This is a genomic window from Serratia sp. K1WW1, from assembly GCF_055790865.1.
Genome location: NZ_CM147697.1, coordinates 5,503,230 through 5,522,968, shown reverse-complemented (window position 1 = coordinate 5,522,968; position 19,739 = coordinate 5,503,230). Strand labels below are relative to the sequence as shown.

The window sequence follows — 19,739 nt, the reverse complement described above, 5'->3', positions numbered from 1 at the left end:
CGGCCCTGGTTTGCGTATAATGCGCGGGCTTACCTAATCTTGGTAAGCCTGATTTTAGCGAATCAGTCGATTGGCAGGAACGTTTTGCCCTTCGAACAATACTCCCGATATGGGGGTTATATGTTGACGATTACACTCCCCCATCAATCGAAATGGGTGTGAGGAGTAATTATTTACGTTTATAAATAATTGGAGCTCTGGTCTCATGCAGAACCAAAGAATCCGTATCCGCCTGAAAGCGTTTGATCATCGTCTGATCGATCAATCAACTGCGGAAATCGTCGAGACTGCCAAGCGCACTGGTGCGCAAGTCCGTGGTCCGATCCCGCTGCCAACTCGCAAAGAGCGCTTTACCGTTCTGATCTCCCCGCACGTCAACAAAGACGCGCGTGATCAGTACGAGATCCGCACTCACAAGCGTCTGGTTGACATCGTTGAGCCAACTGAGAAAACCGTTGATGCTCTGATGCGTCTGGATCTGGCTGCCGGTGTAGACGTGCAGATCAGCCTGGGTTAATCAGGTCATTGACGATTGAGAGGTTGAAACAATGATTGGTTTAGTCGGTAAAAAAGTGGGCATGACTCGTATCTTCACTGAAGATGGCGTTTCTATCCCAGTAACCGTGATTGAAATTGAAGCGAACCGCGTGACTCAGGTTAAAGACCTGGACAACGACGGATACCGTGCCATTCAGGTCACTACCGGTAGCAAAAAAGCTAACCGTGTGACCAAACCGGAAGCGGGTCATTTCGCTAAAGCTGGCGTCGAAGCTGGCCGTGGTCTGTGGGAATTCCGCCTTGAAGAAGGTCAAGAGTTCGCTGCAGGTCAAGAAATCAGCGTAGAAATCTTCGCTGACGTTAAAAAAGTCGATGTTACCGGTACTTCCAAAGGTAAAGGTTTTGCTGGCACTGTAAAGCGCTGGAACTTCCGTACTCAGGATGCAACCCACGGTAACTCCTTGTCTCACCGCGTTCCGGGTTCTATCGGTCAGAACCAGACTCCGGGCAAAGTGTTCAAAGGCAAGAAAATGGCTGGCCACCTGGGTGACGAGCGTGTAACCGTTCAAAGCCTGGACGTAGTACGTGTTGACGCTGAGCGCAACCTGCTGCTGGTTAAGGGTGCTGTACCGGGCGCAACCGGTGGCAACCTGATCGTTAAACCAGCTGTGAAGGCGTAAGGGGATAGCAATGGAATTAGTATTGAAAGACGCGCAAAGCGCGCTGACTGTTTCCGAAACTACCTTCGGTCGTGATTTCAACGAAGCGCTGGTACACCAGGTTGTTGTTGCTTATGCAGCAGGTGCCCGTCAAGGTACCCGTGCTCAGAAGACCCGTGCTGAAGTGACTGGTTCCGGTAAAAAACCGTGGCGCCAGAAAGGTACTGGCCGTGCGCGTTCAGGCACTGTAAAGAGCCCGATCTGGCGTTCTGGTGGTGTAACCTTCGCTGCGAAGCCACAAGACCACAGTCAGAAAGTAAACAAAAAGATGTACCGCGGCGCGCTGAAAAGCATCCTGTCCGAACTGGTACGTCAAGATCGTCTGATCGTTGTCGAGAAGTTCTCTGTAGAAGCGCCTAAAACTAAGCTGCTGGCACAGAAACTGAAAGATATGGCCCTGGAAGATGTGCTGATCGTGACCGGTGAACTGGATGAGAATCTGTTCCTGGCAGCTCGTAACCTGTACAAGGTTGACGTGCGCGATGTAGCAGGTATCGACCCAGTTAGCCTGATCGCCTTCGACAAAGTGGTTATGACTGCTGATGCTGTGAAGCAAGTTGAGGAGATGCTGGCATGATCCGTGAAGAACGTTTGCTGAAAGTGCTGCGTGCACCGCACGTATCTGAAAAAGCATCCGCTGCGATGGAAAAAAGCAACACCATCGTACTCAAAGTTGCCAAAGACGCGACCAAAGCAGAAATTAAAGCTGCAGTGCAGAAACTGTTTGAAGTCGAAGTCGAAGACGTTAACACCCTGGTAGTAAAAGGGAAAGTGAAGCGTCAAGGTCAGCGTGTTGGTCGTCGTAGCGACTGGAAAAAAGCTTACGTCACCCTGAAGGAAGGCCAGAACTTGGACTTCATCGGCGGCGCAGAGTAAGTCGGAGGAGTAAGAACAATGGCAATTGTTAAATGTAAACCTACATCTCCGGGTCGTCGCCACGTTGTTAAAGTGGTTAACCCTGAGCTGCACAAGGGTAAACCTTATGCCCCGCTGCTTGAGAAACTGAGCAAAAGCGGTGGTCGTAACAACAATGGCCGTATCACCACCCGTCATATCGGTGGTGGCCACAAGCAACATTATCGTCTGGTTGACTTCAAACGCAACAAAGATGGTATCCCTGCTGTGGTTGAGCGTCTGGAGTACGATCCGAACCGTTCCGCGAACATCGCGCTGGTTCTGTACAAAGACGGCGAACGCCGTTACATCCTGGCGCCGAAAGGCCTGAAAGCTGGTGACCAGATCCAATCTGGTGTTGATGCTGCAATCAAAGCGGGTAACACCCTGCCTATGCGCAACATCCCAGTAGGTTCAACGGTTCATAACGTAGAAATGAAACCAGGTAAAGGCGGCCAGCTGGCTCGTTCTGCTGGTGCCTACGTTCAGATCGTCGCACGTGATGGTTCCTACGTAACTCTGCGTCTGCGCTCTGGCGAAATGCGTAAAGTTCCAGTTGATTGCCGCGCCACCCTGGGTGAAGTCGGTAACGCTGAACATATGCTTCGCGTTCTGGGTAAAGCAGGTGCTGCACGTTGGCGTGGTATTCGTCCTACCGTTCGCGGTACGGCGATGAACCCAGTCGATCACCCGCACGGTGGTGGTGAAGGTCGTAACTTTGGTAAGCACCCGGTAACTCCGTGGGGCGTTCAGACCAAAGGTAAGAAGACCCGTAGCAACAAGCGTACTGACAAGTTCATCGTACGTCGCCGTAGTAAAAAATAATTAGAGGATAAGCCATGCCACGTTCTCTCAAGAAAGGTCCTTTTATTGACCTGCACTTGCTGAAGAAGGTAGAGAAAGCGGTGGAAAGCGGTGACAAGAAGCCTTTGCGCACTTGGTCCCGTCGTTCAACGATCTTTCCTAACATGATCGGTTTGACCATCGCTGTCCATAATGGTCGTCAGCACGTACCAGTATTTGTTTCCGATGAAATGGTCGGTCACAAACTGGGTGAATTCGCGCCGACTCGTACTTATCGCGGCCATGCGGCTGATAAAAAAGCTAAAAAGCGCTAAGGTAGGAGGAAGAGATGGAAACTATCGCTAAACATCGCCACGCTCGTTCTTCTGCTCAGAAGGTTCGCCTTGTTGCAGACCTGATCCGCGGTAAGAAAGTGTCGCAAGCTCTGGAAACTCTGGCCTACACCAACAAGAAAGCTGCTGGTCTGGTCAAGAAAGTGCTGGAGTCTGCCATTGCTAACGCAGAACACAACGATGGCGCTGACATCGATGATCTGAAAGTCACGAAAATCTTCGTAGACGAAGGCCCAAGCATGAAGCGCATTATGCCTCGTGCAAAAGGTCGTGCAGATCGCATCCTGAAGCGCACCAGCCACATTACTGTGGTTGTGTCCGATCGCTGAGACTCTGGAGACTAGCAATGGGTCAGAAAGTACATCCTAATGGTATTCGCCTGGGTATTGTCAAACCTTGGAACTCTACTTGGTATGCGAATACCAAAGAATTCGCTGACAACCTGGACAGCGACTTTAAAGTTCGCCAATTCTTGACTAAAGAACTGGCGAAAGCTTCCGTTTCTCGCATCGTTATCGAGCGTCCAGCGAAGAGCATCCGTGTGACTATTCACACCGCTCGTCCTGGCATCGTTATCGGCAAGAAAGGTGAAGATGTCGAAAAACTGCGTAAGGTCGTAGCGGATATCGCTGGCGTTCCTGCGCAAATTAACATCGCCGAAGTCCGTAAACCGGAACTGGACGCAAAATTGGTTGCTGACAGCATCACTTCACAGCTGGAACGTCGCGTTATGTTCCGTCGTGCTATGAAGCGTGCTGTACAGAACGCAATGCGTCTTGGCGCTAAAGGTATCAAAGTTGAAGTAAGCGGCCGTCTTGGCGGTGCTGAAATCGCGCGTACCGAATGGTACCGTGAAGGTCGTGTTCCGTTGCATACACTGCGTGCGGATATCGATTACAACACATCTGAAGCGCACACCACTTATGGTGTAATCGGCGTTAAGGTATGGATCTTCAAAGGTGAGATCCTGGGTGGTATGGCTGCAGTTGAACAACCGGAACCGGCTGCTCAACCTAAAAAGCAGCAGCGTAAAGGCCGCAAGTAAGGAGAGTCGCTGATGTTACAACCAAAGCGTACAAAATTCCGTAAGGTGCACAAGGGCCGCAACCGTGGTCTGGCGCAAGGTACGGATGTTAGCTTCGGCACTTTCGGTCTGAAAGCTGTTGGCCGTGGCCGTCTGACTGCTCGTCAAATCGAAGCAGCTCGTCGTGCAATGACTCGTGCAGTGAAGCGTCAAGGTAAGATTTGGATCCGTGTATTCCCGGACAAACCAATCACCGAGAAGCCTCTTGAAGTGCGTATGGGTAAAGGTAAGGGTAACGTAGAGTATTGGGTTGCCCTGATCCAACCTGGCAAAGTCCTGTACGAAATGGACGGCGTTCCAGAAGAAGTCGCCCGTGAAGCGTTCAAGCTGGCAGCAGCTAAACTGCCGATCAAAACCACCTTTGTAACTAAGACGGTGATGTAATGAAAGCACAAGAGCTGCGTGAAAAAAGTGTTGAAGAGCTGAACACTGAGCTGCTCAACCTGCTGCGTGAGCAATTCAACTTACGCATGCAGGCGGCGAGTGGCCAACTGCAACAAACTCACCTGTTGAAACAAGTGCGTCGTAATGTCGCACGCGTTAAGACTTTACTGACTGAAAAGGCGGGTGCGTAAAATGACTGATATTATCCGTACTCTGCAAGGTCGTGTTGTTAGTGACAAAATGGAGAAATCCATGGTTGTTGCTATCGAACGTACGGTGAAGCACCCGATCTACGGGAAATTCATCAAGCGTACGACTAAGCTGCATGTACATGATGAGAACAACGAATGTGGTATCGGCGACGTGGTAGAAATCCGCGAATGCCGTCCACTGTCCAAGACTAAGTCATGGACGTTGGTTCGCATTGTAGATAAAGCGATTCTGTAATAGAGTAGCTGACTCTAACTTAATAAACGGCTCAGAAAGTGAGCCGTTTATTTTTTCTACCCATACTCTGGAAGCGGTGTTATAATGCTGCGCCCTCGGTTATGGGGCTTTTCAACGACCTAGTAATGGGTCCTAAAGTTGTAGTTGACATTAGCGGAGCACTAACATGATCCAAGAACAGACTATGCTGAACGTGGCCGACAACTCCGGTGCACGTCGCGTAATGTGTATCAAGGTTCTAGGTGGCTCGCACCGTCGCTACGCAGGCATCGGCGACGTCATCAAAATTACCATCAAGGAAGCAATTCCTCGCGGTAAGGTGAAGAAAGGCGATGTGCTGAAGGCGGTAGTGGTGCGCACCAAGAAGGGTGTACGTCGCCCGGACGGTTCTGTCATTCGCTTCGATGGTAATGCATGCGTTATTTTAAACAATAACAGCGAGCAACCTATCGGTACGCGTATTTTTGGGCCGGTAACTCGTGAACTGCGTAATGAGAAGTTCATGAAAATTATCTCTCTGGCACCAGAAGTACTCTAAGGAGCGAACCATGGCAGCGAAAATCCGTCGTGATGACGAAGTTATCGTGCTTACCGGGAAAGACAAAGGTAAACGCGGTAAAGTAAAAAATGTCCTGTCTGCTGGTAAGGTCATTGTTGAAGGTATCAACCTGGTTAAGAAACATCAGAAGCCGGTCCCGGCCCTGAACCAACCAGGTGGCATTGTTGAAAAAGAAGCTGCTATTCAGGTTTCCAACATTGCGCTGTTCAACTCGGCTACCGGTAAGGCTGACCGTGTAGGCTTTAGATTCGAAGACGGCAAAAAAGTCCGTTTCTTCAAATCAAATAGCGAAACTATCAAGTAATTTGGAGTATGACGATGGCGAAACTGCATGATTACTACAAAGACGAGGTAGTCAAACAACTGATGTCTCAGTTTGATTACAACTCTGTCATGCAAGTCCCTCGGGTCGAGAAGATCACCCTGAATATGGGTGTTGGTGAAGCGATCGCTGACAAGAAACTGCTGGATAATGCAGCAGCTGACTTGGCAGCAATCTCCGGTCAAAAGCCGTTCATCACCAAAGCACGCAAATCTGTTGCAGGCTTCAAAATCCGCCAGGGCTATCCGATCGGCTGTAAAGTAACTCTGCGTGGCGAACGCATGTGGGAGTTCTTTGAGCGTCTGATTTCCATTGCTGTTCCACGTATCCGTGACTTCCGTGGCTTGTCCGCTAAGTCATTCGATGGCCGTGGTAACTACAGCATGGGTGTGCGTGAGCAAATCATCTTCCCAGAAATCGACTACGACAAAGTCGATCGCGTTCGTGGTTTGGATATTACCATTACCACTTCTGCGAAATCTGATGATGAAGGCCGCGCGCTGTTGGCTGCTTTTAACTTCCCGTTCCGCAAGTAAGGCAGGGTTACTGATGGCTAAGCAATCAATGAAAGCACGCGAAGTCGTTCGCGTGAAACTGGCTGACAAGTACCGCGCTAAACGCGAGGAATTGAAAGCTATCATTTCTGGTGTGAACTCTTCTGACGAAGATCGTTGGGATGCTGTTCTCAAGCTCCAGTCTCTGCCGCGTGATTCCAGCCCGTCTCGTCAGCGTAAACGCTGCCGTCAAACTGGCCGTCCACATGGTTATGTGGGCAAATTCGGGTTGAGCCGTATCAAGCTACGTGAAGCCGCTATGCGCGGTGAAGTACCAGGCTTGAAAAAGGCTAGCTGGTAATTACCAATTGAATCACGGGAGTAAAGACAGATGAGCATGCAAGATCCGATCGCGGATATGCTGACCCGTATCCGTAACGGTCAAGCCGCGAACAAAGTTGCGGTCACCATGCCTTCCTCCAAGCTGAAAGTGGCAATTGCCAACGTGCTGAAGGAAGAAGGTTTTATTGAAGATTTCAAAATTGAAGGCGACACCAAGCCTGTTCTGGAACTGGTACTGAAGTACTTCCAGGGTAAGGCAGTGGTAGAAAGCATTCAGCGTATCAGTCGTCCAGGTCTGCGCATCTACAAGAAAAAAGATGCACTGCCAAAAGTTATGGCCGGTCTGGGTATCGCTGTTATTTCTACCTCTAAAGGTGTTATGACCGATCGTGCAGCTCGCCAAGCTGGTCTTGGTGGCGAGATTATCTGCTACGTAGCTTAATTCGGGAGGAAAGAATGTCTCGTGTTGCAAAAGCACCCGTCGTCATTCCTGCCGGCGTAGAGGTAAAACTCAACGGTCAGGTTATTTCGGTTAAGGGTAAGAACGGCGAGCTGACTCGTACAGTCCATGACGCCGTTGAAGTGAAGCAAGAAGCTAACGCACTGACTTTCGCCCCGCGCGAAGGTTTTGCTAACGCATGGGCCCAAGCGGGTACCACGCGCGCTCTGCTGAACGCAATGGTTGTCGGTGTTACCGAAGGTTTCACCAAGAAGCTTCAACTGGTAGGTGTTGGTTATCGTGCTGCTGTTAAAGGCAACGTGGTGAATTTAGCCCTGGGCTTCTCTCACCCAATCGATCACCAGCTGCCAGCAGGTATTACTGCTGAATGCCCAAGCCAAACTGAAATCGTGCTGAAAGGCGCTGATAAGCAGGTTATTGGCCAGGTTGCTGCAGATCTGCGTGCCTACCGCCGTCCTGAGCCTTATAAAGGCAAGGGTGTCCGTTACGCCGACGAAGTCGTGCGTACCAAAGAGGCTAAGAAGAAGTAAGGTAACACTATGGATAAGAAATCTGCTCGTATCCGTCGTGCGACCCGCGCACGCCGTAAGCTCAAAGAACTGGGTGCAACCCGCCTGGTGGTACATCGTACCCCGCGTCACATTTACGCACAGGTCATTGCTCCTAATGGTTCTGAAGTTCTGGTAGCCGCTTCTACTTTAGAAAAAGCTATCACTGAGCAATTGAAGTACTCCGGTAACAAAGACGCAGCAGCAGCCGTAGGTAAAGCTCTGGCTGAGCGCGCGTTGGAAAAAGGGATTGCGAAAGTATCCTTTGACCGTTCCGGTTTCCAATATCATGGTCGAGTCCAGGCACTGGCAGATGCTGCCCGTGAAGCTGGCCTTCAGTTCTAAGGAAGAGGTTTAAGATGGCTCACATCGAAAAACAAGCTGGCGAACTGCAGGAAAAGCTGATCGCGGTAAACCGCGTATCTAAAACCGTAAAAGGTGGCCGTATTTTCAGCTTTACCGCACTGACAGTAGTTGGTGATGGTAACGGTCGCGTTGGTTTTGGCTACGGCAAAGCACGCGAAGTTCCAGCAGCGATCCAGAAAGCGATGGAAAAAGCCCGTCGCAACATGATGAATGTCGCGCTGAACGGCGGCACCCTGCAGCACCCTGTTAAAGGTGCTCATACGGGTTCCCGTGTGTTCATGCAGCCAGCTCATGAAGGTACCGGTATCATCGCGGGTGGTGCAATGCGCGCCGTTCTCGAAGTTGCTGGGGTGCACAACGTACTGGCTAAAGCTTATGGTTCCACCAACCCGATCAACGTGGTTCGTGCAACTATCGACGCTTTGGCTAATATGAAGTCTCCTGAAATGGTCGCTGCCAAGCGTGGTAAATCCGTTGCAGACATTCTGGGGTAATTGACCATGGCTAAGACTATCAAAGTTACACAAGTTCGCAGCTCCATTGGCCGTCTGCCGAAGCATAAAGCTACACTGCTCGGTCTGGGTCTGCGTCGTATTGGTCACACCGTAGAGCGCGAGGATACTCCTGCTGTACGCGGTATGATCAACCTGGTTTCCTACATGGTTAAGGTTGAGGAGTAACAGATGCGTTTAAATACTCTGTCTCCGGCTGAAGGTGCCAAGCATGCGCCTAAGCGTGTAGGTCGTGGTATTGGTTCTGGCCTGGGTAAAACCGCCGGTCGTGGTCACAAAGGTCAGAACTCACGTTCTGGCGGTGGCGTACGTCGTGGGTTTGAAGGTGGTCAGATGCCTTTATATCGTCGTTTGCCGAAATTCGGCTTCACCTCTCGCAAAGCTATGATCACGGCAGAAGTTCGTCTGTCTGAACTGGCTCTTGTTGAAGGCGACGTAATCGACCTGAACACGCTGAAAGCCGCTAACGTTGTTGGTACCCAGATCGAGTTCGCGAAAGTTATGCTTTCTGGCGAAATCACTCGTCCGGTTACCCTGCGTGGTCTGCGTGTCACCAAAGGCGCTCGTGTTGCTATCGAGGCTGCTGGCGGTAAAATTGAGGAATAAGTAAGCTGATGGCTAAGCAACCAGGATTAGATTTTCAAAGTGCTAAAGGCGGACTCGGCGAGCTGAAGCGCAGACTTTTGTTTGTTATCGGCGCGCTGATTGTTTTCCGCATTGGCTCTTTCATTCCGATTCCTGGTATCGATGCCACTGTGCTTGCCAAACTGCTCGAACAGCAGAGAGGCACCATCATTGAAATGTTTAACATGTTCTCTGGTGGTGCTCTCAGCCGTGCTTCTATTTTTGCTCTGGGAATCATGCCGTACATTTCGGCCTCGATCATTATCCAGTTACTGACGGTGGTTCACCCAGCGTTGGCGGAAATCAAGAAAGAAGGGGAGGCTGGCCGTCGCAAGATTAGCCAGTACACCCGTTACGGTACGCTGGTGTTGGCCATATTCCAGTCGATCGGTATTGCTACCGGTCTGCCGAATATGCCTGGTATGCAGGGCCTGGTGTTAAACCCAGGCTTTGCGTTCTACTTTACTGCGGTTGTGAGTCTGGTTACCGGGACAATGTTCCTGATGTGGCTGGGCGAGCAGATTACTGAGCGCGGTATCGGTAACGGTATCTCAATCATTATCTTCGCGGGTATTGTAGCGGGTCTTCCGCCGGCAGTTGGCCATACTATTGAGCAAGCTCGGCAAGGCGACCTGCACTTCCTCTTGTTGCTGTTGGTTGCAGTATTAGTGTTTGCAGTAACCTTCTTCGTTGTTTTCATTGAACGTGGTCAACGTCGTATCGTCGTTAACTATGCGAAACGTCAACAAGGTCGTCGTGTTTACGCAGCACAGAGCACACACTTACCGTTGAAAGTGAACATGGCAGGGGTAATCCCGGCAATCTTCGCTTCCAGCATTATTCTGTTCCCTGCCACGATTGCATCATGGTTTGGGGGCGGTACCGGTTGGAACTGGCTGACAACGATTTCGCTGTATTTGCAGCCTGGACAACCGCTTTATGTGTTACTCTATGCGTCTGCAATCATCTTCTTCTGTTTCTTCTACACGGCGTTGGTTTTCAACCCGCGTGAAACAGCAGATAACCTGAAGAAGTCCGGTGCCTTCGTACCAGGAATTCGTCCGGGAGAGCAAACGGCGAAATATATCGATAAAGTGATGACGCGTTTAACCCTGGTGGGCGCGATGTACATTACTTTCATCTGCCTGATCCCGGAGTTCATGCGTGATGCAATGAAAGTACCATTCTACTTTGGTGGTACCTCGCTACTGATCGTGGTTGTCGTCATCATGGACTTTATGGCTCAAGTGCAAACTCTGATGATGTCAAGTCAGTACGAGTCTGCATTGAAGAAAGCAAACCTGAAAGGCTATAACCGCTAATCTGGTGCGTTTGAGAAGTTACGGAGAGTAAAAATGAAAGTTCGTGCTTCCGTCAAGAAATTATGTCGTAACTGCAAAATCGTTAAGCGTAACGGTGTCGTTCGTGTGATTTGCAGCGCCGAGCCGAAGCATAAACAGCGTCAAGGCTGATTATCTCGCATATTTTTCTTGCAAAGTTGGGTTGAGCTGGCTAGATTAGCCAGCCAATCTTTTGTATGTAGCTGCAACATTATTTGAGTATCCTGAAAACGGGCTTTTCAGAATGGTGTTGCCGTAAAAATTAGTAGGAGTGCATAGTGGCCCGTATAGCAGGCATTAACATTCCTGATCATAAACATACCGTTATCGCGTTAACGTCGATCTTCGGAATCGGCAAAACTCGTTCACAGTCTATCTGTGCTGAGACGGGTATTGCTGAAAATGTTAAGATCAGTGAGCTGTCTGAAGAGCAAATTGAACAACTGCGTGAAGCAGTTGCCAAATTCACTGTTGAAGGTGATTTGCGTCGTGAAGTTACCCTGAGCATCAAGCGTCTGATGGATCTTGGTACATACCGTGGTTTACGCCATCGTCGTGGTCTGCCAGTTCGCGGTCAGCGTACTAAGACCAACGCACGTACCCGTAAGGGTCCGCGTAAACCGATCAAGAAATAATCGGGGTGATTGAATAATGGCAAAGGCACCTGTTCGTACACGTAAGCGTGTAAGAAAACAAGTCTCTGACGGCGTGGCTCATATCCATGCTTCTTTCAACAACACCATTGTGACTATTACCGATCGTCAGGGTAATGCTTTGGGTTGGGCAACAGCCGGTGGTTCCGGTTTCCGTGGTTCTCGTAAGTCAACTCCGTTTGCAGCTCAGGTTGCAGCCGAGCGTTGTGCTGACGCAGTTAAAGAATACGGTATCAAGAACCTGGAAGTTATGGTTAAAGGACCTGGTCCTGGTCGTGAGTCTACTATCCGCGCTCTGAACGCGGCTGGTTTCCGCATCACTAATATTACCGATGTGACTCCGATTCCTCATAACGGTTGTCGTCCACCGAAAAAGCGTCGCGTGTAACGCCCCTGCTTTTCGGATTGTTGGAGAAAGAAAATGGCAAGATATTTGGGTCCTAAGCTCAAGCTTAGCCGCCGCGAGGGCACAGACCTGTTCCTGAAGTCTGGCGTTCGCGCGATAGATTCAAAGTGCAAAATTGAACAGCCACCTGGTCAACACGGTGCGCGTAAACCGCGTCTGTCTGACTACGGTGTACAGTTACGTGAAAAGCAAAAAGTTCGCCGTATGTACGGTGTTCTGGAGCGTCAGTTCCGTAACTATTACAAAGCAGCAACCCGCCTGAAAGGCAACACCGGTGAAAACCTGTTGACCCTTCTGGAAGGTCGTCTGGACAACGTAGTTTACCGTATGGGCTTCGGCGCCACTCGTGCAGAATCACGTCAGCTGGTTAGCCATAAAGCCGTTATGGTAAATGGTCGCGTTGTTAACATCGCTTCTTATCAGGTATCTCCGAATGACGTAGTCAGCATCCGCGAGAAAGCTAAAAAGCAGTCTCGTGTTAAGGCTTCTCTGGAGCTGGCTGAGCAGCGTGAAAAGCCGACTTGGCTGGAAGTTGATGCTGCGAAGATGGAAGGTGTGTTCAAACGTATTCCTGAACGTACCGATCTGTCCGCCGACATTAACGAACACCTGATCGTCGAGCTTTACTCCAAGTAAGGCTTGAGTTTCAAAGAGAGGACACAATGCAGGGTTCTGTGACAGAGTTTCTAAAACCGCGCCTGGTAGATATCGAGCAAGTCAGTTCGACGCACGCCAAGGTGACCCTTGAGCCGTTAGAGCGTGGCTTTGGCCATACTCTTGGCAACGCACTGCGCCGTATTCTGCTTTCATCTATGCCGGGTTGCGCGGTGACCGAGGTTGAGATTGATGGTGTACTACATGAGTACAGCACCAAAGAAGGCGTACAGGAAGATATCCTGGAGATCTTGCTCAACCTGAAAGGGCTGGCGGTGAGAGTTCAAGGGAAAGATGAAGTTATTCTTACCCTGAATAAATCTGGCATTGGCCCTGTGACCGCTGCCGACATTACCCATGATGGTGATGTCGAAATCGTCAAGCCGCAGCACGTTATCTGCCACCTGACCGATGAGAACGCTGCTATCAGCATGCGTATCAAAGTTCAGCGCGGTCGTGGTTATGTGCCGGCTTCTGCCCGAATTCATTCGGAAGAAGATGAGCGCCCGATTGGTCGTCTGTTGGTTGACGCCTGCTATAGCCCTGTAGAGCGTATTGCCTACAATGTTGAAGCAGCGCGTGTAGAACAGCGTACCGACCTGGACAAGCTGGTCATCGAGATGGAAACCAATGGTACGATCGATCCTGAAGAGGCGATCCGCCGTGCGGCCACCATTCTGGCTGAACAACTGGAAGCTTTCGTTGACCTACGTGATGTACGTCAGCCGGAAGTGAAAGAAGAGAAACCAGAGTTCGATCCGATCCTGCTGCGCCCTGTTGACGATCTGGAATTGACTGTCCGCTCTGCTAACTGCCTTAAGGCAGAAGCTATCCACTACATCGGTGATCTGGTACAGCGTACCGAGGTTGAGCTGTTGAAAACGCCTAACCTGGGTAAAAAATCTCTTACTGAGATTAAAGACGTGCTGGCTTCCCGTGGACTTTCTCTGGGCATGCGCCTGGAAAATTGGCCACCGGCTAGCATTGCTGACGAGTAACCGGATCACAGGTTAAGGTTTTACTGAGAAGGATAAGGTCATGCGCCATCGTAAGAGTGGTCGTCAACTGAACCGTAACAGCAGCCATCGCCAGGCTATGTTCCGTAACATGGCCGGCTCTTTGGTTCGTCATGAGATCATCAAGACGACCCTGCCAAAAGCGAAAGAGCTGCGTCGCGTTGTTGAGCCGCTGATTACTCTTGCCAAGACCGACAGCGTTGCTAATCGTCGTCTGGCATTCGCCCGTACTCGTGATAACGAGATCGTGGCAAAACTGTTTAACGAGCTAGGCCCGCGTTTTGCGAGCCGTGCCGGTGGTTACACTCGCATTCTGAAGTGTGGCTTCCGCGCAGGCGACAACGCGCCGATGGCATACATCGAGCTGGTTGATCGTGCTGAGTCTCAAGCAGAAGTAGCAACTGCAGAGTAATCTGTGGAAGCGTAAAAAAACCGGGCTTGCCCGGTTTTTTTACGTCTGTAGCTTGCCAAACGTGCTTTCCCCTCCCGGCAATGCTTAAGATCCCTCCCCATATCCGCTATGCTCAGGCTATCAGTGATAAGTGCAACACGGAGAAGTCATGATGTTCAAGATTGGGCAATTAGCCAAGCTGGCTGACGTAACGCCAGATACGGTACGCTATTACGAGAAGCAAGGCATGATGGATCATCATGTTCGTACCGAGGGCGGCTACCGGCTGTATAGCGATCAGGACTTACAACGCCTGCGTTTTATCCGCTATGCCAAACAACTGGGCTTCACGCTGGAAACTATCGCCGAGTTGCTGTCGATCCGTGTAGATCCAGAGCATCACACCTGCGAAGAGTCGAAGTCCATCGTTGATGCGCGTCTGCATGAGGTTGAAAGCAAACTGACCGAGTTAACCAGAATGCGTGAGTCGCTGAAAAGGCTCAGCGATGCCTGCTGTGGTAGCGAACACACCAGCAATTATTGTTCGATCCTGGAGGCTTTGGAGCAGGGAGCCAGCGAAGAGAAAGCTAAAAGTGCGGTTTAACGGCGTATGGGGCTTTAATTTTTATCTGGCCAGCAGTATTATCGGCGCGTTTATTATCACCAACCAACAGGAAGACCATGATGACTCAATATCGTCATACCAAAGGCAAGATCCAGGACAATGCCATTGAGGCGTTGCTACATGACCCTCTTTTCCGCCAACGGGTAGAGAAGAACAGTAAAGGAAAAGGTAGCTACCGGCGTAAAGACAAACATGCAAAAGGCGGTAACTGGGAGGCCAGTGGTAAATTGCCCAACGACAATTTACCACTGGCCTTCTGGTTTTTAGCCACAAAAAAGCCATCTCGCAAGATGGCTTTTAGCGTTATAAGCGGTGAATTACAGCTTCGGCTGCTGTTGTTGACTCAGCAGATCGCGGATTTCTGTCAGCAGCTTCTCTTCTGCGGTTGGCGCAGGCGGTGCGGCTGGCTCTTCAACTTCTTTACGGCGCATTTTGTTCATCAATTTGATGGCCATAAAGATCGCAAAGGCGACGATCACGAAATCAAAGATATTCTGCAGGAAGGAGCCATAGTTCATCACTACCGCTGGGACATTGTCTTTGGCTTCACGCAGTACCAGATGGAACTGTTTGAAATCAACGCCACCGATCAGCAGCCCCAAAGGTGGCATGATGATATCGGCAACCAGGGAAGACACGATTTTACCGAATGCCGCACCAATGATCACACCCACTGCCAGATCGACCACGTTGCCACGCATGGCAAATTCGCGGAACTCTTTTAACATACCCATCAGAACACCCCTCAAAAAATTAGTAACGCAATTTTAACAAAGCAATTCCCCTTTGACACAATCAGTATAGGAAAATTTTTTGTTTTTCCTAATTCTCGACTTGGGCTGTGTCAAAAAATCATTCGCATGATTTAAGTATCTATAAGAAGAACGGGCTTGGTTGGAACAGGCGCTCAACGTCTGGCACAAATTTCTTATCGGTAATAAACATGATCACGTGGTCGCCTTGCTGGATCCTGCTGTTGCCGTTGGCAATGATCACATCATCGCCGCGCACGATCGCGCCAATGGTGGTACCTGGCGGCAGCTTAATCTCTTCGACCATACGGCCTACGACCTTGGAGGTGCTTTCATCGCCATGGGCAATCGCTTCAATGGCTTCGGCAACGCCGCGGCGCAGTGAGGAGACGCTGACAATATCGGCTTTACGCACGTGGCCCAGTAGCGCGGAGATGGTGGCCTGCTGCGGTGAAATTGCGATATCAATCACGCTGCCCTGGACCAGATCGACATAGGCGCGGCGCTGGATCAATACCATCACCTTTTTGGCCCCCATACGCTTGGCCAGCATGGCAGACATGATATTGGCTTCGTCATCGTTGGTGATGGCAATAAACACGTCCACCTGCTCGACATGCTCTTCGGCCAACAGTTCCTGATCGGAGGCATCGCCGTAAAACACGATGGTATCGTGCAGTTGCTCTGCCAGTTCGGCGGCACGTTGCTGGTTTTTCTCAATCAGCTTCACGTTGTACGATTTTTCCAACCGATGCGCCAGTCCGGCACCCACGTTACCACCGCCGACGATCATGATGCGTTTGTAGGGCTTTTCGAGCCGTTGTAGTTCACTCATTACCGCGCGGATATGCTGTGATGCTGCAACGAAGAACACCTCATCGCCTGCTTCGATTATGGTCGAGCCTTGCGGGCGTATCGGGCGGTCATGGCGGAAAATAGCCGCCACGCGAGTATCGATATGAGGCATATGCTCACGCATGGCAGACAGAGCATTCCCCACCAGTGGGCCGCCATAATAGGCCTTCACAGCGGCGATGCTGACCTTGCCGTCGGCAAAGTTCACTACCTGCAAGGCGCCAGGGTATTCGATCAGCTTGTAGATGTAATCGATAACCAACTGCTCGGGTGAGATCAGGTGGTCGATGGGCACCGCCTCCGGATGGAATAGCTTCTCGGACTCACGGATATAATCTGGCGCCCGGATCCGTGCAATACGGTTCGGGGTGTTAAACAGCGTATAAGCGATCTGACAGGCGACCATATTGGTTTCGTCAGAGTTGGTGACGGCAACCAGCATATCGGCATCTTCGGCACCGGCTTCGCGTAATACGCGCGGATGGGAACCGTGCCCCTGGACGACGCGCAGGTCAAACTTGTCCTGCAACTGGCGTAGGCGCCCGGTATCGGTATCGACCACGGTGATATCGTTATTTTCACCCACCAGGTTTTCAGCCAGTGTTCCGCCTACTTGTCCTGCGCCAAGAATAATTATTTTCATCGATTTCTCTGCTCGATCTGCGACGGCCGTAGCCGATAGTTGAGAACGCCCGCGGGCGCTCCCTGAACAGTTATATTTTAATCAGCTTAGCGTAAAAGAAACCATCGCCATCCTCAGGATGAGGAAGATTCTGTTTGCCTGGTGATTGTACATCGCCGGTTTCAACCAGCTTGGCATCGCCGTGACGTTGCAGGAACCCGGCTATCTGCTCGCTATTTTCCTGCGGCAGAATAGAGCAGGTTGCATAGACCATCACGCCGCCGGGTTTCAGGCGTGGCCAGATGGCTTCCAAAATCTCACTCTGTAAGGCGGCCAGCTCGGCGATATCGCTGTCACGACGCAGCCATTTGATATCCGGGTGGCGGCGAATAACGCCGGTGGCGGAGCAAGGGGCATCCAACAGGATACGATCGAACTGTTGGTCACCGCACCACTCCTGCGGGGTACGGCCATCACCCTGGCGAACTTCTGCATGTTGGCGCAGGCGCTGCAGGTTTTCTTTCACCCGGCTTAAACGCTGTTCGTCGATATCCACGGCCAGCACGTGAGCTTTGGGAGCAGCTTCCAGAATATGGGTCGTTTTGCCGCCGGGGGCTGCGCAAAGATCGAGGATCTGTTCGCCGTCTTGCGGATCCAGCAGATCAACGCAACCTTGAGCGGAGGCGTCTTGTACCGTTACCCAGCCCTCAGAGAAACCGGGCAAGTCCGTGACTGGGCACGGGGCCAGCAAGCGCACTGCGTCGCGATACTCCGTATGAGGCTCGGCGGCAATGCCGGCCTGCTGCATAAGCTGCAGATAATCTTCACGGGTATGGTGCAGACGATTGACGCGCAGCCACATTGGCGGCTTCTGATTATTGGCATCAACGATTTGCTCCCACTGCGCCGGATAGGCCTGTTTGATGCGTTTAAGCAACCAGCTAGGGTGCAGATAGCGGCTTTCGTTATTGGCTGCACGTGCCAGCAGTTCTTCTTGCTGGCGTTGGAACTGGCGCAGTACACCGTTAATCAATCCTTTCAGCTGTGGGCGCTTCAAGGCGACCGCGCCTTCAACCGTTTCGGCTAACACCGCGTGCGGTGGAATACGGGTATACAGCAACTGATACAGGCCAACCATCAGCAAATAGTGCAGTGGGCGCTGTTTGCCGGTCATAGGCTTTGCCATCAACTGCTGGATGCACCATTCGAGCTGCGGCAGCACCCGCAGCGTACCAAAGCAGAGTTCCTGCAATAGCCCACGGTCTTTGTCAGAAATGTTTTTTTGTAATGCGGGCAAAATGGTGCTGAGCGACTGCCCTTGATCCAGTACCTGGCCGATGGCCTTGGCAGCAATGCTTCGGAGATTGTAATTGTTTTTCATAGGCTAAGGCGGATTACATCGGCATTAAGAAACGAACAGCCCGGCAACAACGGCCGGGCATTAGGAGTGGCTTATAACCGGTTGCCCGGCGTGAACCATTCGCGGCGAGAATTCAGTAAATCTTGTGCCGACATCGGTTTTTTACCGGCAGGCTGGAGCTGCGTGAGGTTGAGAATACCTTGCGCGGTAGCCACCTGAATGCCGTGCTTGTCGGCGTGCACGATAGTACCCGGTTCTGCGTTGGCGGTTTCCGCCAGCACGGTTGCCTGCCAGACTTTCACCGGTTGATCGTCGATGGTGAAATAGCTGATTGGCCAAGGGTTGAAAGCGCGAATACAGCGTTCCAACTGTTCGGCAGAAAGGCTCCAATCCAGGCGTGCCTCTTCCTTGCTCAGCTTTTCTGCGTAGGTCACCAGCGCTTCGTCTTGAACTTCGCGCTGTACCGTACCCGCCGCCAATTGCTGCAAGGTGATCAGCAGCCCTTGTGGTCCCAGATCTGCCAGCTTGTTGTATAGGCTGGCGCTGGTATCGGTGGCTTCGATCGGGCAAGCGATCTTGTGCATCATGTCGCCGGTATCGAGACCCACGTCCATTTGCATGATGGTTACGCCAGTTTCGCTATCGCCAGCCCACAAAGCGCGTTGGATCGGTGCCGCACCGCGCCAGCGTGGCAGCAGAGAGCCATGTACGTTGATGCAGCCCAGGCGCGGCATATCCAGCACGGCTTTCGGCAGGATCAGGCCATAGGCAACCACCACCATCACGTCCGCATTCAGGTCGGCAACCAGGTGCTGATTCTCTTGCGGGCGCAGTGACTTAGGCTGGAAAACGGGGATTTGATGCTGTTCGGCCAGCACCTTGACCGGGCTTGGCGTCAGTTTGTTACCGCGGCCTGCGGGGCGATCGGGCTGGGTGAAGACGCCGACCACCTGGTGCCCAGATGACAACAGCGCGTCTAGGTGACGCGCTGCAAAGTCTGGAGTTCCGGCAAAAATAATCCGTAAAGAGTCAGACACGTTGATTTCCTGATCGGTTAGGCACGAGCTTCAAGCTTGGCCATTTTTTCCAGTTTCTGACGGATACGTTGGCGTTTCAACGGCGACAGGTAATCGACAAACAGTTTGCCAACCAGATGATCCATTTCGTGCTGGATACAGATTGCCAGCAGGTCATCGGCCTCAAGTTCAAAAGGTTTTCCTTCACGATTGAGGGCGCGGATCTTCACTTTCTCTGCGCGTGGCACCAGGGCGCGTTGCTCAGGGATAGAAAGGCAGCCTTCTTCGATACCGGTTTCACCGCTTTTTTCCAGCAGTTCCGGGTTGATCAACACCAGGCGTTGATCGCGGTTTTCAGAAACGTCGATGACGATAATGCGCTGATGAATATCGACCTGTGTCGCAGCCAGGCCAATGCCTTCCTCTGCGTACATGGTTTCAAACATATCATCCACGATGCGCTGGACATCTGCATTGACTTCTTTTACCGGGGCCGCAATTTTGCGTAGCCGCTCGTCTGGGAAATGTAATACCTGCAAGACTGACATATATCTTAAGATCTGTATCCGAGTGATGAACAGTGATTAGCTTCTATTCTAGACATTTCTTGGCCTGATTGACAGCATCCCAGACCAATTGCACGAATTGGTAATACCCCAT

34 protein-coding genes and 1 pseudogene are annotated in these 19,739 nt (G+C 51.3%); 30 read left to right on the top strand and 5 right to left on the bottom strand.

Annotation, left to right across the window (positions count from 1 at the left end):
- Nucleotides 1–205 precede the first annotated feature (205 nt).
- From rpsJ to ACX9GU_RS24980, 30 genes and pseudogenes are all read left to right on the top strand, one after another.
- Complete coding sequence (rpsJ, locus tag ACX9GU_RS25125; RefSeq protein ID WP_001181005.1) at nucleotides 206–517, top strand: 30S ribosomal protein S10; 312 nt, start codon at nucleotides 206–208, stop codon at nucleotides 515–517.
- A gap of 31 nt (nucleotides 518–548) precedes the next feature.
- Nucleotides 549–1,178, top strand: coding sequence for a 50S ribosomal protein L3 (rplC, locus tag ACX9GU_RS25120; RefSeq protein WP_004956193.1), 630 nt, complete (start codon nucleotides 549–551; stop codon nucleotides 1,176–1,178).
- Nucleotides 1,179–1,188: 10 nt separating this feature from the next.
- A complete protein-coding gene (rplD, locus tag ACX9GU_RS25115; protein WP_021182230.1) occupies nucleotides 1,189–1,794 on the top strand; it encodes a 50S ribosomal protein L4 in 606 nt (201 codons plus the stop codon).
- On the top strand, nucleotides 1,791–2,093 hold the full coding sequence (gene rplW, locus ACX9GU_RS25110; protein ID WP_021182229.1) for a 50S ribosomal protein L23: 303 nt from the start codon (nucleotides 1,791–1,793) through the stop codon (nucleotides 2,091–2,093). The genes rplD and rplW overlap by 4 nt, the downstream gene beginning before the upstream one ends.
- Before the next feature lie 18 nt (nucleotides 2,094–2,111).
- Entirely contained in the window at nucleotides 2,112–2,936 is an 825-nt protein-coding gene (gene rplB, locus ACX9GU_RS25105; RefSeq protein ID WP_021182228.1) for a 50S ribosomal protein L2, read from the top strand.
- A gap of 14 nt (nucleotides 2,937–2,950) precedes the next feature.
- Nucleotides 2,951–3,229: a 30S ribosomal protein S19 gene (rpsS, locus tag ACX9GU_RS25100; protein WP_004929772.1), complete on the top strand. Its 279-nt coding sequence runs from the start codon at nucleotides 2,951–2,953 to the stop codon at nucleotides 3,227–3,229.
- Between the two features lie 14 nt (nucleotides 3,230–3,243).
- Complete coding sequence (gene rplV, locus ACX9GU_RS25095) at nucleotides 3,244–3,576, top strand: 50S ribosomal protein L22 (protein ID WP_004391423.1); 333 nt, start codon at nucleotides 3,244–3,246, stop codon at nucleotides 3,574–3,576.
- 17 nt (nucleotides 3,577–3,593) lie between these two features.
- Nucleotides 3,594–4,292 carry a 30S ribosomal protein S3 gene (rpsC, locus tag ACX9GU_RS25090; RefSeq protein WP_004956187.1) on the top strand — a complete coding sequence of 233 codons (699 nt, stop codon included), beginning with the start codon at nucleotides 3,594–3,596 and terminating at the stop codon, nucleotides 4,290–4,292.
- Nucleotides 4,293–4,304: 12 nt separating this feature from the next.
- Entirely contained in the window at nucleotides 4,305–4,715 is a 411-nt protein-coding gene (gene rplP, locus ACX9GU_RS25085; RefSeq protein WP_004929764.1) for a 50S ribosomal protein L16, read from the top strand.
- Nucleotides 4,715–4,906, top strand: coding sequence for a 50S ribosomal protein L29 (gene rpmC, locus ACX9GU_RS25080; protein WP_002218942.1), 192 nt, complete (start codon nucleotides 4,715–4,717; stop codon nucleotides 4,904–4,906). The genes rplP and rpmC overlap by 1 nt, the downstream gene beginning before the upstream one ends.
- A gap of 1 nt (nucleotide 4,907) precedes the next feature.
- Nucleotides 4,908–5,162 (top strand): 30S ribosomal protein S17, encoded by a 255-nt coding sequence (rpsQ, locus tag ACX9GU_RS25075; RefSeq protein ID WP_021182227.1) that lies wholly within the window; start codon nucleotides 4,908–4,910, stop codon nucleotides 5,160–5,162.
- Between the two features lie 166 nt (nucleotides 5,163–5,328).
- Nucleotides 5,329–5,700, top strand: a complete 372-nt coding sequence (rplN, locus tag ACX9GU_RS25070) for a 50S ribosomal protein L14 (RefSeq protein ID WP_020837240.1) — start codon at nucleotides 5,329–5,331, stop codon at nucleotides 5,698–5,700.
- A gap of 10 nt (nucleotides 5,701–5,710) precedes the next feature.
- Nucleotides 5,711–6,025: a 50S ribosomal protein L24 gene (rplX, locus tag ACX9GU_RS25065; protein ID WP_021808126.1), complete on the top strand. Its 315-nt coding sequence runs from the start codon at nucleotides 5,711–5,713 to the stop codon at nucleotides 6,023–6,025.
- Nucleotides 6,026–6,039: 14 nt separating this feature from the next.
- Nucleotides 6,040–6,579 (top strand): 50S ribosomal protein L5, encoded by a 540-nt coding sequence (gene rplE, locus ACX9GU_RS25060; protein WP_021808125.1) that lies wholly within the window; start codon nucleotides 6,040–6,042, stop codon nucleotides 6,577–6,579.
- A 13-nt stretch (nucleotides 6,580–6,592) separates the two neighbouring features.
- Nucleotides 6,593–6,898: a 30S ribosomal protein S14 gene (gene rpsN, locus ACX9GU_RS25055; protein ID WP_021182224.1), complete on the top strand. Its 306-nt coding sequence runs from the start codon at nucleotides 6,593–6,595 to the stop codon at nucleotides 6,896–6,898.
- 30 nt (nucleotides 6,899–6,928) lie between these two features.
- Nucleotides 6,929–7,321, top strand: a complete 393-nt coding sequence (rpsH, locus tag ACX9GU_RS25050; protein WP_021182223.1) for a 30S ribosomal protein S8 — start codon at nucleotides 6,929–6,931, stop codon at nucleotides 7,319–7,321.
- 14 nt (nucleotides 7,322–7,335) lie between these two features.
- Nucleotides 7,336–7,869 carry a 50S ribosomal protein L6 gene (gene rplF, locus ACX9GU_RS25045; protein WP_021182222.1) on the top strand — a complete coding sequence of 178 codons (534 nt, stop codon included), beginning with the start codon at nucleotides 7,336–7,338 and terminating at the stop codon, nucleotides 7,867–7,869.
- A gap of 9 nt (nucleotides 7,870–7,878) precedes the next feature.
- Nucleotides 7,879–8,232, top strand: a complete 354-nt coding sequence (gene rplR / locus ACX9GU_RS25040; RefSeq protein ID WP_021182221.1) for a 50S ribosomal protein L18 — start codon at nucleotides 7,879–7,881, stop codon at nucleotides 8,230–8,232.
- 14 nt (nucleotides 8,233–8,246) lie between these two features.
- Entirely contained in the window at nucleotides 8,247–8,747 is a 501-nt protein-coding gene (rpsE, locus tag ACX9GU_RS25035) for a 30S ribosomal protein S5 (protein WP_021182220.1), read from the top strand.
- Between the two features lie 6 nt (nucleotides 8,748–8,753).
- Nucleotides 8,754–8,933, top strand: a complete 180-nt coding sequence (gene rpmD, locus ACX9GU_RS25030) for a 50S ribosomal protein L30 (protein ID WP_004956161.1) — start codon at nucleotides 8,754–8,756, stop codon at nucleotides 8,931–8,933.
- Between the two features lie 3 nt (nucleotides 8,934–8,936).
- Nucleotides 8,937–9,371 (top strand): 50S ribosomal protein L15, encoded by a 435-nt coding sequence (gene rplO / locus ACX9GU_RS25025; RefSeq protein ID WP_021182219.1) that lies wholly within the window; start codon nucleotides 8,937–8,939, stop codon nucleotides 9,369–9,371.
- 8 nt (nucleotides 9,372–9,379) lie between these two features.
- Nucleotides 9,380–10,711 carry a preprotein translocase subunit SecY gene (gene secY, locus ACX9GU_RS25020; RefSeq protein ID WP_021182218.1) on the top strand — a complete coding sequence of 444 codons (1,332 nt, stop codon included), beginning with the start codon at nucleotides 9,380–9,382 and terminating at the stop codon, nucleotides 10,709–10,711.
- Nucleotides 10,712–10,744: 33 nt separating this feature from the next.
- A complete protein-coding gene (rpmJ, locus tag ACX9GU_RS25015) occupies nucleotides 10,745–10,861 on the top strand; it encodes a 50S ribosomal protein L36 (protein WP_002227352.1) in 117 nt (38 codons plus the stop codon).
- A 146-nt stretch (nucleotides 10,862–11,007) separates the two neighbouring features.
- Complete coding sequence (gene rpsM, locus ACX9GU_RS25010) at nucleotides 11,008–11,364, top strand: 30S ribosomal protein S13 (RefSeq protein ID WP_021182217.1); 357 nt, start codon at nucleotides 11,008–11,010, stop codon at nucleotides 11,362–11,364.
- A 16-nt stretch (nucleotides 11,365–11,380) separates the two neighbouring features.
- A complete protein-coding gene (rpsK, locus tag ACX9GU_RS25005) occupies nucleotides 11,381–11,770 on the top strand; it encodes a 30S ribosomal protein S11 (protein ID WP_004929731.1) in 390 nt (129 codons plus the stop codon).
- 33 nt (nucleotides 11,771–11,803) lie between these two features.
- On the top strand, nucleotides 11,804–12,424 hold the full coding sequence (gene rpsD / locus ACX9GU_RS25000) for a 30S ribosomal protein S4 (protein WP_021182216.1): 621 nt from the start codon (nucleotides 11,804–11,806) through the stop codon (nucleotides 12,422–12,424).
- Nucleotides 12,425–12,450: 26 nt separating this feature from the next.
- The gene (locus tag ACX9GU_RS24995; RefSeq protein WP_002919219.1) at nucleotides 12,451–13,440 is read left to right on the top strand and encodes a DNA-directed RNA polymerase subunit alpha; all 990 of its coding nucleotides are present in this window, start codon (nucleotides 12,451–12,453) and stop codon (nucleotides 13,438–13,440) included.
- A 40-nt stretch (nucleotides 13,441–13,480) separates the two neighbouring features.
- Complete coding sequence (gene rplQ / locus ACX9GU_RS24990) at nucleotides 13,481–13,870, top strand: 50S ribosomal protein L17 (protein WP_004929726.1); 390 nt, start codon at nucleotides 13,481–13,483, stop codon at nucleotides 13,868–13,870.
- A 151-nt stretch (nucleotides 13,871–14,021) separates the two neighbouring features.
- Nucleotides 14,022–14,453 (top strand): Zn(2+)-responsive transcriptional regulator, encoded by a 432-nt coding sequence (gene zntR, locus ACX9GU_RS24985; protein ID WP_039996322.1) that lies wholly within the window; start codon nucleotides 14,022–14,024, stop codon nucleotides 14,451–14,453.
- A gap of 80 nt (nucleotides 14,454–14,533) precedes the next feature.
- Nucleotides 14,534–14,737, top strand: a pseudogene (locus ACX9GU_RS24980) (alternative ribosome-rescue factor A); the annotation flags it as partial.
- Nucleotides 14,738–14,791: 54 nt separating this feature from the next.
- Here ACX9GU_RS24980 and mscL read toward each other — a convergent pair.
- The 5 genes from mscL to def form a co-directional block, all read right to left on the bottom strand.
- Nucleotides 14,792–15,208, bottom strand: a complete 417-nt coding sequence (mscL, locus tag ACX9GU_RS24975; protein ID WP_021808121.1) for a large-conductance mechanosensitive channel protein MscL — start codon at nucleotides 15,206–15,208, stop codon at nucleotides 14,792–14,794.
- A gap of 139 nt (nucleotides 15,209–15,347) precedes the next feature.
- On the bottom strand, nucleotides 15,348–16,724 hold the full coding sequence (trkA, locus tag ACX9GU_RS24970) for a Trk system potassium transporter TrkA (protein WP_021182211.1): 1,377 nt from the start codon (nucleotides 16,722–16,724) through the stop codon (nucleotides 15,348–15,350).
- 70 nt (nucleotides 16,725–16,794) lie between these two features.
- Nucleotides 16,795–18,084 (bottom strand): 16S rRNA (cytosine(967)-C(5))-methyltransferase RsmB, encoded by a 1,290-nt coding sequence (rsmB, locus tag ACX9GU_RS24965; protein WP_473193245.1) that lies wholly within the window; start codon nucleotides 18,082–18,084, stop codon nucleotides 16,795–16,797.
- Between the two features lie 71 nt (nucleotides 18,085–18,155).
- Complete coding sequence (gene fmt / locus ACX9GU_RS24960) at nucleotides 18,156–19,100, bottom strand: methionyl-tRNA formyltransferase (protein ID WP_473193244.1); 945 nt, start codon at nucleotides 19,098–19,100, stop codon at nucleotides 18,156–18,158.
- A gap of 17 nt (nucleotides 19,101–19,117) precedes the next feature.
- A complete protein-coding gene (gene def / locus ACX9GU_RS24955; protein WP_473193243.1) occupies nucleotides 19,118–19,627 on the bottom strand; it encodes a peptide deformylase in 510 nt (169 codons plus the stop codon).
- Between the last annotated feature and the right edge of the window lie 112 nt (nucleotides 19,628–19,739).

Coding starts and splice junctions, on each gene's coding strand:
- rplD (WP_021182230.1), top strand. CDS start 1,189: ATGGAATTAGTATTGAAAGACGCGCAAAGCGCGCTGACTGTTTCCGAA.
- def (WP_473193243.1), bottom strand. CDS start 19,627: ATGTCAGTCTTGCAGGTATTACATTTCCCAGACGAGCGGCTACGCAAA.
- rplR (WP_021182221.1), top strand. CDS start 7,879: ATGGATAAGAAATCTGCTCGTATCCGTCGTGCGACCCGCGCACGCCGT.
- rpsJ (WP_001181005.1), top strand. CDS start 206: ATGCAGAACCAAAGAATCCGTATCCGCCTGAAAGCGTTTGATCATCGT.
- mscL (WP_021808121.1), bottom strand. CDS start 15,208: ATGGGTATGTTAAAAGAGTTCCGCGAATTTGCCATGCGTGGCAACGTG.
- trkA (WP_021182211.1), bottom strand. CDS start 16,724: ATGAAAATAATTATTCTTGGCGCAGGACAAGTAGGCGGAACACTGGCT.
- rplP (WP_004929764.1), top strand. CDS start 4,305: ATGTTACAACCAAAGCGTACAAAATTCCGTAAGGTGCACAAGGGCCGC.
- rpsH (WP_021182223.1), top strand. CDS start 6,929: ATGAGCATGCAAGATCCGATCGCGGATATGCTGACCCGTATCCGTAAC.
- rplC (WP_004956193.1), top strand. CDS start 549: ATGATTGGTTTAGTCGGTAAAAAAGTGGGCATGACTCGTATCTTCACT.
- rpmC (WP_002218942.1), top strand. CDS start 4,715: ATGAAAGCACAAGAGCTGCGTGAAAAAAGTGTTGAAGAGCTGAACACT.
- rpsE (WP_021182220.1), top strand. CDS start 8,247: ATGGCTCACATCGAAAAACAAGCTGGCGAACTGCAGGAAAAGCTGATC.
- rplX (WP_021808126.1), top strand. CDS start 5,711: ATGGCAGCGAAAATCCGTCGTGATGACGAAGTTATCGTGCTTACCGGG.
- rplF (WP_021182222.1), top strand. CDS start 7,336: ATGTCTCGTGTTGCAAAAGCACCCGTCGTCATTCCTGCCGGCGTAGAG.
- rplV (WP_004391423.1), top strand. CDS start 3,244: ATGGAAACTATCGCTAAACATCGCCACGCTCGTTCTTCTGCTCAGAAG.
- rpsC (WP_004956187.1), top strand. CDS start 3,594: ATGGGTCAGAAAGTACATCCTAATGGTATTCGCCTGGGTATTGTCAAA.
- zntR (WP_039996322.1), top strand. CDS start 14,022: ATGTTCAAGATTGGGCAATTAGCCAAGCTGGCTGACGTAACGCCAGAT.
- rplN (WP_020837240.1), top strand. CDS start 5,329: ATGATCCAAGAACAGACTATGCTGAACGTGGCCGACAACTCCGGTGCA.
- rplB (WP_021182228.1), top strand. CDS start 2,112: ATGGCAATTGTTAAATGTAAACCTACATCTCCGGGTCGTCGCCACGTT.
- rpsS (WP_004929772.1), top strand. CDS start 2,951: ATGCCACGTTCTCTCAAGAAAGGTCCTTTTATTGACCTGCACTTGCTG.
- rplO (WP_021182219.1), top strand. CDS start 8,937: ATGCGTTTAAATACTCTGTCTCCGGCTGAAGGTGCCAAGCATGCGCCT.
- secY (WP_021182218.1), top strand. CDS start 9,380: ATGGCTAAGCAACCAGGATTAGATTTTCAAAGTGCTAAAGGCGGACTC.
- rpsK (WP_004929731.1), top strand. CDS start 11,381: ATGGCAAAGGCACCTGTTCGTACACGTAAGCGTGTAAGAAAACAAGTC.
- ACX9GU_RS24995 (WP_002919219.1), top strand. CDS start 12,451: ATGCAGGGTTCTGTGACAGAGTTTCTAAAACCGCGCCTGGTAGATATC.
- rpsQ (WP_021182227.1), top strand. CDS start 4,908: ATGACTGATATTATCCGTACTCTGCAAGGTCGTGTTGTTAGTGACAAA.
- rpmD (WP_004956161.1), top strand. CDS start 8,754: ATGGCTAAGACTATCAAAGTTACACAAGTTCGCAGCTCCATTGGCCGT.
- rpsN (WP_021182224.1), top strand. CDS start 6,593: ATGGCTAAGCAATCAATGAAAGCACGCGAAGTCGTTCGCGTGAAACTG.
- rplW (WP_021182229.1), top strand. CDS start 1,791: ATGATCCGTGAAGAACGTTTGCTGAAAGTGCTGCGTGCACCGCACGTA.
- rpsD (WP_021182216.1), top strand. CDS start 11,804: ATGGCAAGATATTTGGGTCCTAAGCTCAAGCTTAGCCGCCGCGAGGGC.
- rsmB (WP_473193245.1), bottom strand. CDS start 18,084: ATGAAAAACAATTACAATCTCCGAAGCATTGCTGCCAAGGCCATCGGC.
- rplQ (WP_004929726.1), top strand. CDS start 13,481: ATGCGCCATCGTAAGAGTGGTCGTCAACTGAACCGTAACAGCAGCCAT.
- rplE (WP_021808125.1), top strand. CDS start 6,040: ATGGCGAAACTGCATGATTACTACAAAGACGAGGTAGTCAAACAACTG.
- rpmJ (WP_002227352.1), top strand. CDS start 10,745: ATGAAAGTTCGTGCTTCCGTCAAGAAATTATGTCGTAACTGCAAAATC.